The organism is Streptomyces sp. JLBT605, assembly GCF_058215555.1.
On record NZ_CM177087.1, the window covers coordinates 3,103,910 to 3,120,750 of the forward strand.

General features: G+C 74.8%; 1 protein-coding gene. It reads right to left on the minus strand.

Annotated features, from left to right (window positions below):
* Window positions 1–10: 10 nt before the first annotated feature.
* Complete coding sequence (locus tag AC4BDD_RS13540) at window positions 11–16,831, minus strand: SDR family NAD(P)-dependent oxidoreductase (RefSeq protein ID WP_490691767.1); 16,821 nt, start codon at window positions 16,829–16,831, stop codon at window positions 11–13.
* Window positions 16,832–16,841 lie beyond the last annotated feature (10 nt).

The following is a 16,841-nucleotide window of genomic DNA, read 5'->3' on the forward strand; positions in this document are numbered from 1 at the left end:
TCGTCTCTTCTCAGTTGATTCCGAAGCCGTCGAGGAGATCGAAGATCTCGTCGTCGGTCGCGGATTCGATCTTTTCCCTGACCGTGTCGCCTTCCGCACCCTCTTCGGTTGCAGGGGCGGCGGTGACCTTGGCCAGCAGGGCGTTGAGCCGGACGGCGATCCGCTCCCGTCCGTCACCGCCCTCCGCCAGGTCGGACAGGGCCCGCTCCAGACCGTCGATGCCGGCGATCAGCGACTGGACGGCCTGCTCCTCGCCGACCGTGTCGGAGGCGAGTTCGGCGCCCAGCAGCTCGGCGATCGCGGTCGGCGTCGGGTGGTCGAAGACCAGTGTCGCGGGCAGCCGCAGCCCGGTCGCCGCGGTGAGCCGGTTGCGCAGCTGCACCGCGGTCAGCGAGTCGAAGCCGACCTCGCGGAACGCCCGGTCCGGCTCGACCGCGTCCGCGGAGGAGTGGCCGAGCACCGAGGCGACCTGGGAGCGCACCAGGTCCAGCAGCAGGGTGGGACGCTCGCCCTCCGGGGTGGCCGCCAGGCGCTCCCGGAAGGCGTCCGCGGAGCCGCCCGCGGCGTCCGCCGCGGGCCGCGCCGGGACGCGGACCAGGCCGCGCAGCAGCGGCGGCAGGGCGTCGGTGCGGGCCAGTTCGCGCAGGCCCGGCAGGTCCAGCCGGACCGGGACCAGCGCGGCCTCGTCCAGGGACTGGGCGGCATCGAGCAGCGCCAGGCCCTCCTCGGAGGTGAGCGCCGCGACACCGCCGCGCGACAGGCGCCGTACGTCGCCGTCGTCGAGGTGGCCGGTCATGCCGCTGGCCTCCTCCCACAGGCCCCAGGCCAGCGAGGTGGCCGGGAGCCCGGCCGCGCGCCGCTGCCAGGCGAGGGCGTCCAGGAAGGCGTTGGCCGCCGCGTAGTTGGCCTGGCCCGGGCCGCCGAAGACACCGGCCGCCGAGGAGAACAGCACGAACCCGGCGAGGTCCAGCCCCGCGGTCAGCTCGTGCAGGTGCCAGGCCGCGTCGGTCTTCGGGCGCAGCACCCGGTCGACCTGTTCGGCGGTGAGCGTCCCGATCACGCCGTCGTCGAGGACGCCCGCGGCGTGCACCACGGCGGTCAGCGGGTGGGCGGCGGGGACACCGGCCAGGGTGGCGGCCAGCGCCTCCCGGTCGGCGGCGTCGCAGGCGGCGACGGTCACCTGGGCGCCGAGAGCGGCGAGTTCGTCCCGCAGTTCGGCGGCGCCGGGTGCCTCCAGGCCGCGGCGGCTGGTCAGCAGCAGGTGCCGGACGCCCCGGTTGGCGACCAGGTGGCGGACGACGGTCGCGCCGAGGGTGCCGGTGCCGCCGGTGACGAGCACCGTGCCCTCCGGGTCCCACTCGGTGTCCGCGGATCCGGCCGGGGCGGTGACCCGGGCCAGGCGGGGCGTGAACGCCGCGCCCGCACGGATCGCCAGCTGGTCCTCGCCGCCTGCCACGGCGCCCGCGAAGGCGCGCGCCGAGGCGTCGTGGCCGTCGAGGTCCACCAGCACCAGGCGGCCGGGGTTCTCCGACTGCGCGGAGCGCACCAGGCCCCACACGGCGGCCTGCGCCGGGTCGGTCACGCTCTCGCCGGCCTGCCCGGTGGCGACCGCGCCGCTGGTGACGATCGCCAGTCGGGAGGCGGCGAACCGGTCGTCGGCGAGCCAGGCGCGCACTAGGTGGAGCGTGCGGTGCACGGCCTCGCGGGCCGCGGCGGCCTGGTCCTCGATCACCGTCCGCCCGGCGGGGCAGGCGATGACCAGGTCAGGCGCGGTTCCGCCGGCGGCGGCCAGCTCGTCCAGGTCGGCGGCGGTGACGGCGGGCACGCCCGCGCCGCTCAGCGCGGCACCGAGGGAGAGCGGGTCCTCGCCGAGGACCGCCCAGCCGGCGGCCGGGGTGCCGGACGAGGCCGGCTCGGGCAGCCACTCCAGGCGGAACAGCGAGTCGGTGCCGGTGCCGCCGGCGGCCGCCAGCTGCTCGGCCGAGATGCGGCGCACGGCGAGCGAGTCCACCGAGGCGACCGGGGTGCCCTCGGCGTCGGCGACGCGCACCCGCACCGCGTCCGTCCCGGCCGCCGACAGCCGCACCCGCAGCGTCCTGGCGCCCGGGGCGGCGTGCAGCGAGACCCCGGACCAGGCGAACGGCAGCGGCGCGCCGCCGTCGTCCGCCCCGGCCGCGTCCACGAACCGGCCCAGGCCGATCGCGTGCAGCGCGGCGTCCAGCAGCGCCGGGTGCAGCCCGAAGGTGCCCGCCTCGACGCCCTCGGGGAGGGCGACCTCGGCGAAGACCTCGTCGCCGGCGCGCCAGGCGGCCCGGACGCCCTGGAAGGTGGCCCCGTACTCCAGCCCGGCCGTGGCCAGTTCGTCGTAGAAGGCGGTGACGTCCACCGGTTCGGCGCCCAGCGGCGGCCAGCTCGGCACCGCCTCGTCGGCGGCGGCCGCGGGTGCGGCCGCCGCCAGCGTGCCGTCGGCGTGCCGCGTCCAGGGCTGCCCGTCCTCGGCATCCTCCCGGCGGGAGTGGATCAGCACCGAGCGGTTGCCGCCGGCGTCCGGCTCGCCGACCGAGACGCGCAGCTGGACGCCGCCCGTCTCGGGCAGCACCAGCGGCGCCTGGAGGGTCAGTTCGGTGACCTGGCCGCAACCGGCCTCGGCACCCGCCTGGAGCGCCAGTTCCACCAGCGCGGCCCCCGGCAGCAGCACCGTGCCCCAGACGGCGTGGTCCGCCAGCCACGGGTGGGTGTCCACGCCGACCCGGCCGGCCAGCAGCACCGCGTCCGAGTCGGGCAGCGCGACCGCGGCGCCCAGCAGCGGGTGGCCGGTGCTGCCCAGGCCGATGGAGGCCGCGTCGCCGCCGGTGGCGGCGCCGCCGGTCAGCCAGTAGCGCTGCCGCTGGAAGGCGTAGGTGGGCAGGTCGACGCGGGCGGTGGAGGTGCCCTCGAACACCGCGGCCCAGTCGGGCGCGGCGCCGCGGACGTACGCCTCGGCCAGCGAGGTGAGCAGCCGGCCGCGGCCGCCGTCGCCGCGGCGCAGCGAGCCCACCACGACGGCGTCGGAGCCGGTCTCGTCCAGCGTCTGCTGCACGCCCAGCGTCAGCACCGGGTGCGGGCTGGACTCCACGAAGGTGGAGAAGCCCTGGCCGGCGAGGTCGCGGATGGCGTCGGCGAACCGGACGGTCTGCCGCAGGTTCCGGTACCAGTAGGCGGCGTCCAGCCGCTCGGTGTCGATGAACTCCCCGTCCACCGTGGAGTAGAAGGGGATGCGCGAGCGGCGCGGCTCGATCGGGGCGAGCAGCTCCAGCAGCCGCTCCTCGATCTCCTCCACGTGGGCGGAGTGCGAGGCGTAGTCGACGGCGATCCGGCGGTTGCGGATCTCCTCGGCGGTCAGCTCCTCGGCGAGTTCGTCCAGCGCCGCGGAGTCGCCGGAGACGACGACGGAGGCGGAGCCGTTGACGGCGGCGACCGAGAGCCGGCCGGCCCACCGCTCCAGCCGGGCCCCGGCCTGCTCCGCGGGCAGCGCGACGGAGAGCATGCCGCCGCGGCCGGAGAGCACGCAGATCGCCTGGCTGCGCAGGGCCACCACGCGTGCCGCGTCCTGGAGCGAGAGCGCCCCGGCGACGCAGGCGGCGGCGATCTCGCCCTGGCTGTGGCCGACGACCACGCCCGGCTCGATGCCCAGCGAGCGCCACACCTCGGCGAGCGAGACCATCACCGCGAACAGCGCGGGCTGCACCACGTCGACCCGGTCGAAGGCGGGAGCCCCCTCCGTGCCGCGCAGCACCTCCATCAGCGACCAGTCGGTGAACGGTTCCAGCGCGGCGGCGCATTCACCCAGCCGCTGCGCGAAGACCGGCGAGGAGTCGAACATCTCCAGCGCCATGCCGACCCACTGCGAGCCCTGGCCGGGGAAGAGGAACGCGGCCTTGCCCGCGGCCCCGGCGACGCCCTCCACCAGGTTCGGCGCCGACTCGGCACGCGCCAGCGCGGTCAACCCCGCGAGGAGGTCCTCCCGCTCGGCGCCCACCACGACGGCCCGGTGCTCGAAGGCGGCCCTGCCGAGCGCCAGCGAGCCCGCGATGTCCACCGGCGCGGTGCCGGGCCGCTGCTGGAGGTGGGCCAGCAGCCGCTGGGCCTGGGCCCGCAGCGCGGTCTGGCTCCTGGCCGACAGGACCCACGGGACCACCGGCGCCTCGGCGGCGGCCTGCCGTGCGGCGGGCTCCTCGACCGGCGCGTGCTCCAGGATCACATGGGCGTTGGTGCCGCTGAAGCCGAACGAGGACACCGCGGCGCGGCGCGCACGGCCGGTCTCCGGCCAGTCGCGGGCCTCGGTGAGCAGCTCGACCGCCCCCGACTCCCAGTCGACGTGCGGGGTCGCCTCCTCCACGTGCAGGGTCTTGGGCAGCAGCCCGTGCCGCATCGCCATGACCATCTTGATCACGCCGCCGACACCGGCCGCCGCCTGGCTGTGCCCGATGTTGGACTTCAGCGACCCCAGCCACAGCGGCTCGGCGTCCTCACGCCCCTGGCCGTAGGTGGCCAGCAGCGCCTGCGCCTCGATCGGGTCGCCGAGCCGGGTGCCGGTGCCGTGCGCCTCGACCACGTCGACCTCGCCCGAGGTCAGCCCGGCGTCGGCCAGCGCCTGCCGGATCACCCGCTGCTGCGAGGGACCATTCGGCGCGGTGAGGCCGTTGCTGGCACCGTCCTGGTTGATCGCCGAGCCCTTCACGACCGCCAGCACCTGGTGGCCGTTGCGGCGCGCGTCGGAGAGCCGCTCGACGAGCAGCATGCCGACGCCCTCGGCCCAGCCGGTGCCGTCCGCCGAGGCGGAGAAGGCCTTGCAGCGGCCGTCGCGGGCCAGGCCGCGCTGCCGGGAGAAGTCGATGAACGTGCCCGGGGTGGCCATCACGGTCACACCACCGGCCAGCGCCATGTCGCACTCACCGGCCCGCAGCGCCTGCACCGCCATGTGCAGCGCCACCAGGGAGGAGGAGCAGGCCGTGTCGATGGTGACGGCCGGGCCCTCCAGGCCGAAGACGTAACTCACCCGGCCGGAGACCACGCTGCCGGCGGTGCCGGTGCCCACGAAGCCGTCCACGCCCTCGGGCACCGAACCGCCCAGCTGCGTCGCGTAGTCGTGGTACATCGAGCCGGCGAAGACACCGGTGCGGCTGCCGCGTGCCGAGGTCGGGTCGATCCCGGCCCGCTCGAACGCCTCCCACACCGCTTCCAGCAGCAGCCGCTGCTGCGGGTCCATCGCCGTCGCCTCGCGCGGGCTGATCCCGAAGAACGCCGGGTCGAACTGGCCCGCCTCGTGCAGGAAGCCGCCCTCCCGCGCATAGCTCTTGCCCGGCTTGTCCGGGTCCGGGTCGTACAGGTCCTCCAGGTCCCAGCCGCGATCGGTCGGGAAGCCGGAGATCGCGTCGCCCGCGGACGCCACCAGCTGCCACAGCTGCTCGGGCGAGCCGACCCCGCCCGGGTAGCGGCAGGCCATGCCGACGATGGCGATCGGGTCGCCGTCCACCGCGGCCGATCCCCGGCGCGCCACGGACGCCGAGGCCTCCGCCTGGCCGCCGAGCAGTTCCTCCCCGAGGTAGCCGGCGATGGCCGCCGGGGTCGGGTAGTCGAAGACCAGCGTGGCGGGCAGCCGCATGCCGGTCGCCTCGCCCAGGCGGTTGCGGAGCTCGACGGCGGTCAGCGAGTCGAAGCCGATCTCGTTGAACGCCCGCTCCGCCTCGATCACCGCGCCCGAGGCGTGGCCGAGCACGGCCGCCACCTCATCGCGCACCAGGTCGAGCAGGAGCGCCGAGCGCTCACCCTCCGGGGCGGCCAGCAGCCGCTGGCGGACGGTGTCCGCCCGGCCGCCGTCGGCGACCCGCCGTGCCGTGGTGCGGACCAGGCCGCGCAGCAGCGCGGGCAGCGCGCCGGAGCCCGCCGCGGCGCGCAGCACCGGCAGGTCCAGGCTCACCGGCAGCAGCGCGGCCCCGGCCACCGACCCCGCGAGGTCGAACAGCGCCAGGCCGTCCGTCGCGGACAGCGCCAGCACACCGCCCCGCGCCATCCGGGCCAGGTCGGCCTCGTCGAGGCTCTCGGCCATGCCGCCGGACAGCCCGGCGGACGGCGCCCACAGGCCCCAGGCCAGCGAGGTGGCCGGCAGGCCGGCCGCCGCGCGCAGCTCGGCCAGCGCGTCCAGGAAGCCGTTGGCCGCCGCGTAGTTGCCCTGTCCGGCGCTGCCGAAGACACCGGAGGCGGAGGAGAACAGCACGAACGCCGTCAGGTCCATCTCGCGGGTGAGCTCGTGCAGCAGCCAGGCCGCGTCCACCTTCGGCCGGAACACCGCGTCGATGCGCTCCGGGGTCAGCGACTCGATCGTCCCGTCGTCGATCACACCGGCGGTGTGCACGACGCCGGTCAGCGGGTGCGCGGCGGGCACGGCGGCCAGCAGCGCGGTCAGCGCCTCACGGTCGGAGACGTCGCAGGCGGCGATGGTCACCTCGGCACCGGCCGCGACGAGTTCTTCGCGCAGCTCGGCCGCGCCGGGGGCGTCCAGGCCCCGTCGGCTGGTCAGCAGCAGATGCCGCACCCCGTGCTCGGCCACCAGATGACGGGCCACCAGCGCGCCCAGCGCACCGGTACCGCCGGTGACCAGCACCGTGCCCTCGGCGTCCCAGCGCGCGGCCACCGGCTCCGTGGCGCGGCTCACCCGCGCCAGACGCGGCGCCCGCACCACACCTTCGCGGATCGACAGCTGGTGCTCGGCACCGCTGCCGACCGCGGCGGTCAGCGCCGCCAGGGACTCCTCACTTCCGTCCACATCGGCCAGCACGATCCGCCCCGGGTGCTCCGACTGCGCGGAGCGCACCAGGCCCCACACGGCCGCGAGCGCCGGATCGGCGAACGCGTCCCGGGTCAGCACCACCAGCCGCGCGCCGGCGAACCGGTCGTCGGCCAGCCAGCTCTGGACCAGGTCCAGCGCCGCGTACGCGGCCGCCCTGGCCGCCTCGGGCACACTCTCGCCCTCGGCAGGCCCGCAGGGGGCGACCACGACATCCGGAACGGCTTCGCCCGCCTCGACCGCGGCGGCGAGCGCCGCCAGATCGGGCACGTCCCGGCCCAGGAAGACCCAACGGCCCGCGTCCCGCGCCGCGTCCGCCCCACCGGGCAGCGTCACCGTCGCCCAGTCGACCTCGAACAGCGAGTCGCGGTAGGCGTTGTCCGTCTGCTGGAGCTGGTCGGCCGCGATCGGCCGCACGGCGAGCGAGTCGACCGTGGCGACCGCCGCGCCGCTGCCGTCGGCGATGGCCAGCGCCACGCTCTCGCCGCCGGACCGGGTGACCCGGACCCGCAGCACGGTGGCACCGGTGGCGTGCAGAGTGACCCCGGACCACGCGAACGGCAGCCGGGCACGGCCGTCGTCCGCCACGAAGTCACCGAGCGCCAGCGCGTGCAGCGCGGAGTCCAGCAGCGCGGGGTGCAGACCGAACGCGCCCGCCTCAGCGGCCTCGTCCAGCGCCACCTCGGCGAAGATCTCGCCGTCCCGGCGCCAGGCGGCGGTCAGCCCCTGGAACACCGGCCCGTACTCCAGCCCGTTCGCGGCGAGCCGCGCATAGAGGTCCTCGACCGGGACGGGGCTCGCACCCTCCGGCGGCCAGACCGTCAGCCCGGCGTCCACGGCTGCCGCCGCACCCGGCGCCACCGCGCCCGAGGCGTGGCAGACCCACGGCTCGTCCTCCGGCGCGTCCTCGGCACGCGAATAGATGTCCACGGCCCTGCGAGCCCGCGCGTCGGCCTCGCCGATCGCGACGCGCAGCTGCACGCCCCCGTGCTCGGGCAGCACCAGCGGCGCCTGCAGCGTCAGCTCCTCGACCGTGCCGCAACCGACCTGGTCACCGGCGCGGATCGCCAGCTCGATCAGGGCCGTGCCCGGGACCAGCACGGCCCCGGCCACGACATGGTCGGCAAGCCACGGCTGCGCGTCCACCGACACGCGGCCGGTCAGCAGCGACCCGTCCGAGTCCGGCAGCGCGACCGCCGCGCCCAGGAACGGGTGCTCGGCCGCACCGAGGCCGACCGCCGCCAGATCCCCGACCGAGGAACCGCCGGAGACCAGCCAGTAGTGCTGGTGCTGGAAGGCGTAGGTGGGCAGATCGACGCGCGCGGCGCCGGTTCCGGCGAAGAAGGCCGTCCAGTCGACGGAGTTGCCGGTGATGTGCACCCGCCCGAGAGCGGAGACCACGGCCTCCGGCTCGGACTTGTTCTTGCGCAGAGCCGGGACGAACGCCACGCCGTCGGCGTCGGGCAGGCACTCCTGCGCCATAGCGGTCAGGACGCCGCCGGGGCCCAGCTCCAGGAAGGTGCGCACACCCTCGGCGTGGAGGGTCTGGATCTCGTCGTGGAAACGGACGGCCTCACGGACGTGCCGCACCCAGTATTCGGGGGAGGTCACATCGCCGGTCATCGCGATACGCGCCGGGTTGAACGTCAGCGACTCCGCGACCTTACGGAAGTCGGCCAGCATCCCGTCCATACGGAACGAGTGGAACGCGTGCGAGACGGTCAGCCGCTTGGTCTTGTCGAAGCGCGCGGCGACAGCGAGGACGGCGTCCTCGTCACCGGAGATCACCACGGCGTTCGGGCCGTTGACGGCCGCGATGTCCACACCATCGGTGAGGAGCGGCAACACCTCATCCTCCGACGCCTGGAGCGAGACCATCGCGCCACCCGTCGGCAGCGCCTGCATCAGACGGCCACGCGCGGCGACCAGCTTGCCCGCGTCCGCCAGCGACAGCACACCCGCCACATGCGCGGCAGCCAGCTCACCGATCGAGTGACCACCGACGAAGTCCGGCTTCACACCCCACGACTCGACCAAACGGAACAGCGCCACCTCAACGGCGAACAGCGCGCACTGCGTGAACTCCGTCTGGTTCAGCTTCTCGGCATCATCCAGCACCGCCGGGTCCAACCCCAGCGCGCCACACGCCTCACCGAAAGCGGAAGCAAAGACCGGGAAGGCCGCGTACAGCTCCCGGCCCATACCGACCCGCTGCGCACCCTGACCCGTGAAAAGCACCGCAAGCTTGCCGCCCAGCATCCGGCCCGAGACGACCTCAGAGCCGACCACAACCGCCCGGTGCTCGAACGACGCCCGAGTCGACGCCAGCGAGAAGCCGACATCCACCGGGTCCAGATCGGCAGCCGCCTCGCGGACCCGCTCGACCTGCGCCGCCAGCGCCTCCGGCGTCTTGCCCGAGACCACCCACGGCACCACCGGCAGCTCAACACCACCCGCAGCAGGCTGGGCCTCAACCTCCGGCGCCTGCTCCAGAATCACATGCGCGTTCGTCCCGCTGAAGCCGAAGGACGAGACACCCGCACGCCGGGGCTGCTGCTCCCGCTGCGGCCACTCACGCGCCTCGGTGACCAGCTCCACGGCACCCGTGGACCACTCCACATGCGGCGTCGGCTCATCGACGTGCAGCGTCTTGGGCAGTACCCCGTGCCGCATCGCCATGACCATCTTGATCACACCAGCGACACCAGCGGCCGCCTGCGTGTGGCCCAGGTTGGACTTGATCGAGCCGAGCCACAGCGGCTCGCCACCCTCACCACGCTCCTGGCCATAGGTGGCCAGCAGGGCCTGCGCCTCGATCGGGTCGCCGAGCCGGGTGCCGGTGCCGTGGGCTTCCACCGCGTCCACATCGGCGGTCGACAGGCCGGCTCCGGCCAGCGCCTGGCGGATCACCCGCTGCTGGGACGGGCCGTTCGGCGCGGTGAGGCCGTTGCTCGCACCGTCCTGGTTGATCGCCGAGCCCTTCACCACGGCCAGCACCTGGTGGCCGTTGCGGCGGGCGTCCGACAGCCGCTCGACGACGAGCATGCCGACACCCTCGCCCCAACCGGTGCCGTCCGCCGCGCCGGCGAACGCCTTGCACCGGCCGTCACCGGCCAGACCGCGCTGGCGCGAGAAGTCGACGAACGCGTTGGGCGTCGCCATGACGGTGACACCGCCCGCGAGGGCGAGCGAGCACTCGCCCGCCCGCAGCGCCTGCACCGCCAGGTGCAGGGCGACCAGCGACGACGAGCACGCGGTGTCGACCGTGACCGCCGGGCCTTCCAGACCCAGGGTGTAGGAGACGCGGCCGGAGAGGACACCGGCCGAGGTGCCGGTGCCCAGGAAGGCTTCGACACCGTCCGGGACGGAGGTCAGCCGGGTGCCGTAGTCGTGGTAGATCACGCCGGCGTAGACGCCGGTGCGGCTGCCGCGCAGGGTGCCCGGGTCGATCCCGGCGCGCTCGAACGCCTCCCAGGACGCCTCCAGCAGCAGCCGCTGCTGCGGGTCCATCGCCAGCGCCTCACGCGGGGAGATCCCGAAGAAGGCGGGGTCGAACTGGCCCGCGTCGTGCAGGAAACCGCCGTCACGGGTGTACGAGGTGCCCGGACGGTTGCCCTCCGGGTCGTAGAGCGAGGCCACGTCCCAGCCGCGGTCCAGCGGGAACGTCGACATCGCGTCCCCGCCGTCCACCAGCAGCCGCCACAGCTCCTCCGGCGAGGACACCCCGCCCGGGAAGCGGCAGCTCATGCCCACGATCACGATCGGGTCGTCGTCGGCGGTCGCGGTGATCTGGACCGCGGTCGTCGCCTTGGCCAGGTCGCCGGCGAGCTCCTCGCGTATGTACGCCATGAGCTCGGCGGGCGTGGGGTAGTCGAAGACCAGGGTCGCCGGCAGCCGCAGCCCGGTGACCGCGTTCATCCGGTTCCGCAGCTCGACCGCGGTCAGCGAGTCGAAACCGATCTCCTTGAACGAACGATCCGCCTCCACCGCGTCCGCCCCGGCATGGCCGAGGACGACCGCGACCTGCTCGCGCACCAGGTCAAGCAGCGCGCCGTCGCGCTCGGACTCCGGCAGCGCGGCGAGCCGCTCGGTCAGCGAATCGGCCGTGACCGCGCCGGATTCGGCGGCCCGCCTGCGGGGCGCGCGGACCAGTCCGCGCAGGATCGGCGGCACCTCGTCGGCGTGCGGCGCCAGGATGGCGGTGTCCAGGTGCATCGGCAGGGTGAGGGCTTCGTCGACGAGCTGCGCCGTGTCGAACAGCGCCAGGCCGTCCTCGCCGGTCAGCGGCGCGAAGCCTTCGCGTGCCATGCGGCCCAGGTCGGCGTCGCTGAGGCCGCCGGACATGCCCTCGGCCTCGGCCCAGGGGCCCCAGGCGAGGGAGGCGCCGGGGAGTCCGGCGCGGCGGCGCTGGTGTGCCAGCGCGTCGAGGAAGGCGTTGGCGGCCGAGTAGTTGCCCTGTCCCGGGTTGCCGAGGGTGCCGGCCGCCGAGGAGAACAGCACGAACGCCGACAGGTCCATCCCGGCGGTCAGCTCGTGCAGGTTGAGCGCGGCGTCGACCTTCGGCCGGAAGACCGTGATCAGCCGCTCGGGGGTCAGCGCGTCGATGACGCCGTCGTCGATCACACCGGCGGTGTGCACGACGCCGGTCAGCGGGTGCGCGGCGGGCACGGAGGCCAGCAGCGCGGCCAGCGCCTCGCGGTCCGCCACATCGCAGGCGGCGATGGTCACCTCGGCGCCGGCAGCGACGAGTTCTTCGCGCAGCTCGGCCGCGCCGGGCGCGTCCAGGCCGCGCCGGCTGGTCAGCAGCAGGTGCCGCACCCCGTGCTCGGCCACCAGGTGACGGGCCACCAGCGCGCCCAGCGCACCGGTCGCGCCCGTCACCAGCACGGTGCCGTCGGTGTCCCAGCTCCTGGGGACGGTGAGCACGACCTTGCCGATGTTCTTCGCCTGGCCCAGGTAGCGGAACGCCTCCGGCGCCCGCCGCACATCCCAGGTGGTGACCGGCAGCGGCCGCAGCGCGCCGCTCTCGAAGAGGCCGAGCAGCTCGGTCAGGATCTGCTGGATCCGGTCCGGTCCGGCGTCGGTGACGTCGAAGGCCTGGTAGGAGACGCCGGCGTGTGCCGCGGCGACCTCGTCGGCGTCGCGGATGTCGGTCTTGCCCATCTCCACGAAGCGTCCGCCGCGCGGCAGCAGCCGCAGCGAGGCGTCGACGAACTCGCGGGCCAGCGAGTCGAGTACGACGTCCACGCCTCGGCCGGAGGTGGCGGCGAGGAAGTCGGCCTCGAAGTCGAGGGTGCGGGAGGAGGCGATGTGCGCGTCGTCCAGCCCCAGTTCGCGCAGCCGGTGCCACTTGCCCTGGCTGGCGGTGCCGAAGACCTCCGCGCCCAGGTGGCGGGCGAGCTGCACCGCGGCCGAGCCGACGCCGCCGGCCGCCGCGTGCACCAGCACGGACTCGCCGGACTTCAGCCCGGCGAGGTCCACCAGCGCGTAGTAGGCCGTCAGGAAGACCACCGGGGCGGCGGCGGCCTCGGCGAACGTCCAGCCTCGCGGCATCCGCGCCAGCAGCCGGCGGTCGGCGACCGCGGTGGGGCCGAAGGCCGCGGTGGACACCATGCCCAGCACCCGGTCGCCCGGTGCCAGGTCGGTGACGCCCTCGCCGACCTCCAGGACGACACCGGCGCCCTCGAAGCCGAGCAGACCGGCGTCGCCCGGGTACATGCCCAGGACGTTGAGCACATCGCGGAAGTTCAGGCCGGCCGCCCGTACCGCGATCCGGACCTCGCCGGCCTTCAGCGGCGCGGTGGCCTCCGGTGCCGGGACCAGCCGCAGGTTCTCGAAGGTGCCCTTCTCGGCGGCGTCCAGCCGCCAGGCGGGCACCCCCGCCGGGGCCGCCAGCACTGCGTCGGTGGCCACCCGGCCGAGGCGTGCGACGAGCAACCGCTCGCCGCGCACCGCGAGCTGCGGCTCTCCGCAGGCCAGCGCGGCGGCGGGCACCCGCAGCAGGCTGTCGTCGTCCGCCTCCGCCGGTGCGTCGACGTCGATCAGGACGACCCGGTCCGGGTTCTCGGACTGGGCGGAGCGCACCAGGCCCCACACGGCGGCGTGCGCGAGGTCGGAGACGTCCTCGGTCGATTCGACCGCCACCGCGCCCCGGGTCACCAGCACCAGACGGGAGGAGGCGAACCGGTCCTCGGCCAGCCAGCGCTGCACCAGGTCCAGCGCCCGCGCCGAGGCTTCCCGCGTCCCCGCCTCGTGCGCCGTTCCGGGCAGCGGGCCGCAGGCCACCAGCACCGCGTCCGGCAGCGCGGTACCGGAGGCGACCGCCGCCGCCAGCGCGTCCAAGTCCGGGTAGGCGGTGGTGCCGGCCCCGGCATCCGCGACCTCGACACCGAACCGGTCGTCGGTGAGCAGCGCCCAGCTCTGCTCGGCCCCGCTCTCGCGAGCGGCCGCCGGAAGCGCGGCCCAGTCGAGGCGGAACAGCGAGTCGTGGTGGGCCGCCGCGGCGCTCAGCTGGTCGGCCGAGATGGTGCGCAGCACCAGCGAGTCGACCGAGACCACCGGGGCGCCGGTGCCGTCGGCGATGGCCAGCCGGACCCCGTCGGCCCCGGCGGGCGAGACCCGGACGCGCAGCGCCGACGCGCCCGAGGCGTGCAGCGTCACCCCGCTCCAGGCGAAGGGCAGCCGGGCGCCCTCGGGGTCGCCGCCACCGGCGAACGCGAGGGAGTGCAGAGCGGCGTCGAGCACCGCCGGGTGCAGGCCGAAGGCGGCGGCGTCGGAGTCCGCGCCGGAGTCCGCGGACTCCGGCAGGACGACCTCGGCGTACACCTCGTCGCCCAGGCGCCAGGCGGCGCGCAGCCCCTGGAAGACCGGCCCGTAGTGCAGGCCGGTCCCGGCCAGCCGCTCGTAGAGGCCGTCGACCTCCACGGCCTCGGCGCCGGCCGGCGGCCAGGCGGTCATCGGTGCGTCGGCGGTCTGCCCGGTGGTGGCCAGTGCGCCGGTGGCGTGCCGGGTCCAGGGCTGGTCGACGGCCTCGTCCTCGCGCCGCGAGTAGACGGTCACCTCGCGGCGGCCGGACGCGTCCGGCTCGCCGACCGCCAGCTGCACCTGGACGCCGCCCCGCTCGGGCAGCACCAGCGGCGCCTCCAGGGTCAGCTCCTCGACCGTGTCGCAGCCGACCTGGTCGCCCGCCCGGACCGCCAGCTCCACGAACGCGGTCCCCGGCAGCACCGCCGAGCCCATCACCGCGTGGTCGGCCAGCCAGGGGTGGGTGTGCAGGGAGAGCCGGCCGGTGAAGATGTGGCCGCCCGATCCGGCCAGCACCACGGCCGCCCCGAGCAGCGGGTGATCGGCCGAGCCGAGGCCCAGCCCGCCCGCGTCGGCGGCGGAAACCGTGCCGCGCGGCCAGTAGCGCTGCCGCTGGAAGGGGTACGTGGGCAGGTCGACGCGCGCCGCGCCCGTGCCCGCGAAGAAGGCCGCCCAGTCGACGTCGCTGCCGTGGACGTGCAGTTGAGCGAGGGCGGAGACGATGGACCGGGGCTCGGCCTCGTTCTTCCGCAGCGCGGGGACGAAGGCCACGGACTCCGGGTCGGCGTCCGGCAGGCAGTCCTGAGCCATGGCGGTCAGGACCCCGCCGGGGCCCAGCTCGAGGAAGGTGCGGACACCCTCGGCGTGCAGGGCCGTGACCTCGTCGCGGAAGCCGACCGCCTCGCGGACATGCCGCACCCAGTACTCCGGCGACGTCACATCACCGGTCATGGCGATCTGCGGCGCCTGGAAGGTCAGCGACTCGGCGACCTTGCGGAAGTCGTCGAGCATCCCGTCCATACGGAAGGAGTGGAAGGCATGCGAGACGGTCAGCCGCTTGGACTTGTCGAAGTGCGCCGCGACCGCGAGGACGGCGTCCTCATCACCGGAGATCACCACAGCGTTCGGGCCGTTGACGGCCGCGATGTCCACGCCGTCGGTCAGCAGCGGACGGACCTCGTCCTCGGACGCCTGGAGCGAGACCATCGCCCCACCCGTCGGCAGCGCCTGCATCAGACGGCCACGAGCCGCCACCAGCTTGCCCGCGTCCTGAAGCGACAGCACCCCGGCAACATGCGCGGCAGCCAGCTCGCCGATCGAGTGCCCGCCGACGAAGTCCGGACGCACACCCCAGGACTCGACGAGCCGGAACAGCGCCACCTCGACCGCGAACAGCGCACTCTGCGTGTACTGGGTCTGGTCCAGCTTCTCGGCGTCGTCCAGCACCGCCGGATCCAACCCCAGCGCTGCGCACGCCTCATCGAAGGCGGAAGCGAAGACCGGGAACGCGTCCCGCAGCTCGCGGCCCATGCCGACCCGCTGCGCACCCTGGCCCGTGAAGAGCACCGCGAGCTTGCCGCCCAGCACCCGGCCCGAGACCAGTCGGGTGAGGTCACCGTCGAGGGCGACGGCGCGGTGGTCGAAGGCCATCCGCCGCGCGAGGGTGGTGCCGACGTCCAGCGGGTTCAGTCCGGCGGCGGCCTCGCGCACCTGCTCGACCCGCGCGGCCAGCGCCTCCGGCGTCTTGCCGGACAGCACCCACGGCACCACCGGCAGCCCGGTCTCACCGGCGGCCGGAGCCTCGGGCTCCGGGGCCTGCTCGATGATCACATGCGCGTTGGTCCCGCTGAAGCCGAACGAGGAGACACCGGCGCGCCGGGGGCGTTCGGCGCTCGACGGCCACTGGCGGGCCTCGGTCAGCAACTCGACCGCGCCCGCCGACCACTCGACATGCGGGGTGGCCTCGTCCACGTGCAGGGTCTTGGGCAGCACGCCGTGCCGCATCGCCATGACCATCTTGATCACGCCACCGACACCGGCCGCGGCCTGCGCGTGTCCGATGTTCGACTTCAGCGAGCCGAGCCAGAGCGGGTCGCGGTCCTCGGGCCGGTTCTGCCCGTAGGTGGCCAGCAGCGCCTGGGCCTCGATCGGGTCGCCCAGCGTGGTGCCGGTGCCGTGCGCCTCGACCACGTCGATGTCGCCGGCGGCCAGCCCGGCACTGGCCAGCGCCTGCCGGATGACGCGCTGCTGGGACGGGCCGTTGGGCGCGGTGATGCCGTTGCTGGCGCCGTCCTGGTTGATCGCCGAGCCGCGGATGACGGCCAGCACCTCGTGGCCGTTGCGGCGGGCGTCCGACAGCTTCTCCAGCAGCAGCATGCCGACGCCCTCGGCCCAGCCGGTGCCGTCCGCCGCACCGGCGAACGCCTTGCACCGGCCGTCGGGGGCGAGGCCGCCCTGCCGCCCGAAGTCGACGAAGGTGCCGGGGGTGGCCATCACGGTGGCGCCACCGGCGAGCGCCAGGGTGCACTCGCCCTGCCGCAGCGCCTGCACCGCGAGGTGCATGGCGACCAGCGAGGAGGAGCAGGCGGTGTCGATGGTGACGGCGGGGCCTTCGAGGCCGAAGACGTAGCTGACCCGGCCGGACGCGACGCTGCTCGACGTGCCGGTGCCGAAGTAGCCCTCGATGCCCTCGGGGTTGGCGGCGGCCAGGAAGGTCGCGTAGTCGTGGTAGGCGATTCCCGCGAAGACACCGGTCTGGCTGCCGCGCAGCGCGGGGATGTCGATGCCCGCCCGCTCGAAGGTCTCCCAGGACGCCTCCAGCAGCAGCCGCTGCTGGGGGTCCATCGCCAGCGCCTCGCGCGGGTTGATCTCGAAGAACGCCGGGTCGAAGTCGCCGGCGTCGTGCAGGAAGCCGCCCTCGCGGGTGTACGTGGTGTTGGGCTTGGTGCCCGTCGGGTCGTACAGCGCGTCGACGTCCCAACCACGGTCGCGGGGGAACTCCGAGATCCCGTCGCCGTCCGACGCGACGAGGTCCCACAGCTCCTCGGGCGAGCGGACGCCGCCGGGGTAGCGGCAGCTCATGCCGACGATGGCGATCGGCTCGGGCAGGGCCGTCTCGACCTCACGCAGCCGGCGGCGCGTCTGGTGCAGGTCGTTGGTGACCCGCTTGAGGTAGTCAAGCAGCTTCTGCTGATCGTTCATCGACTCAGCC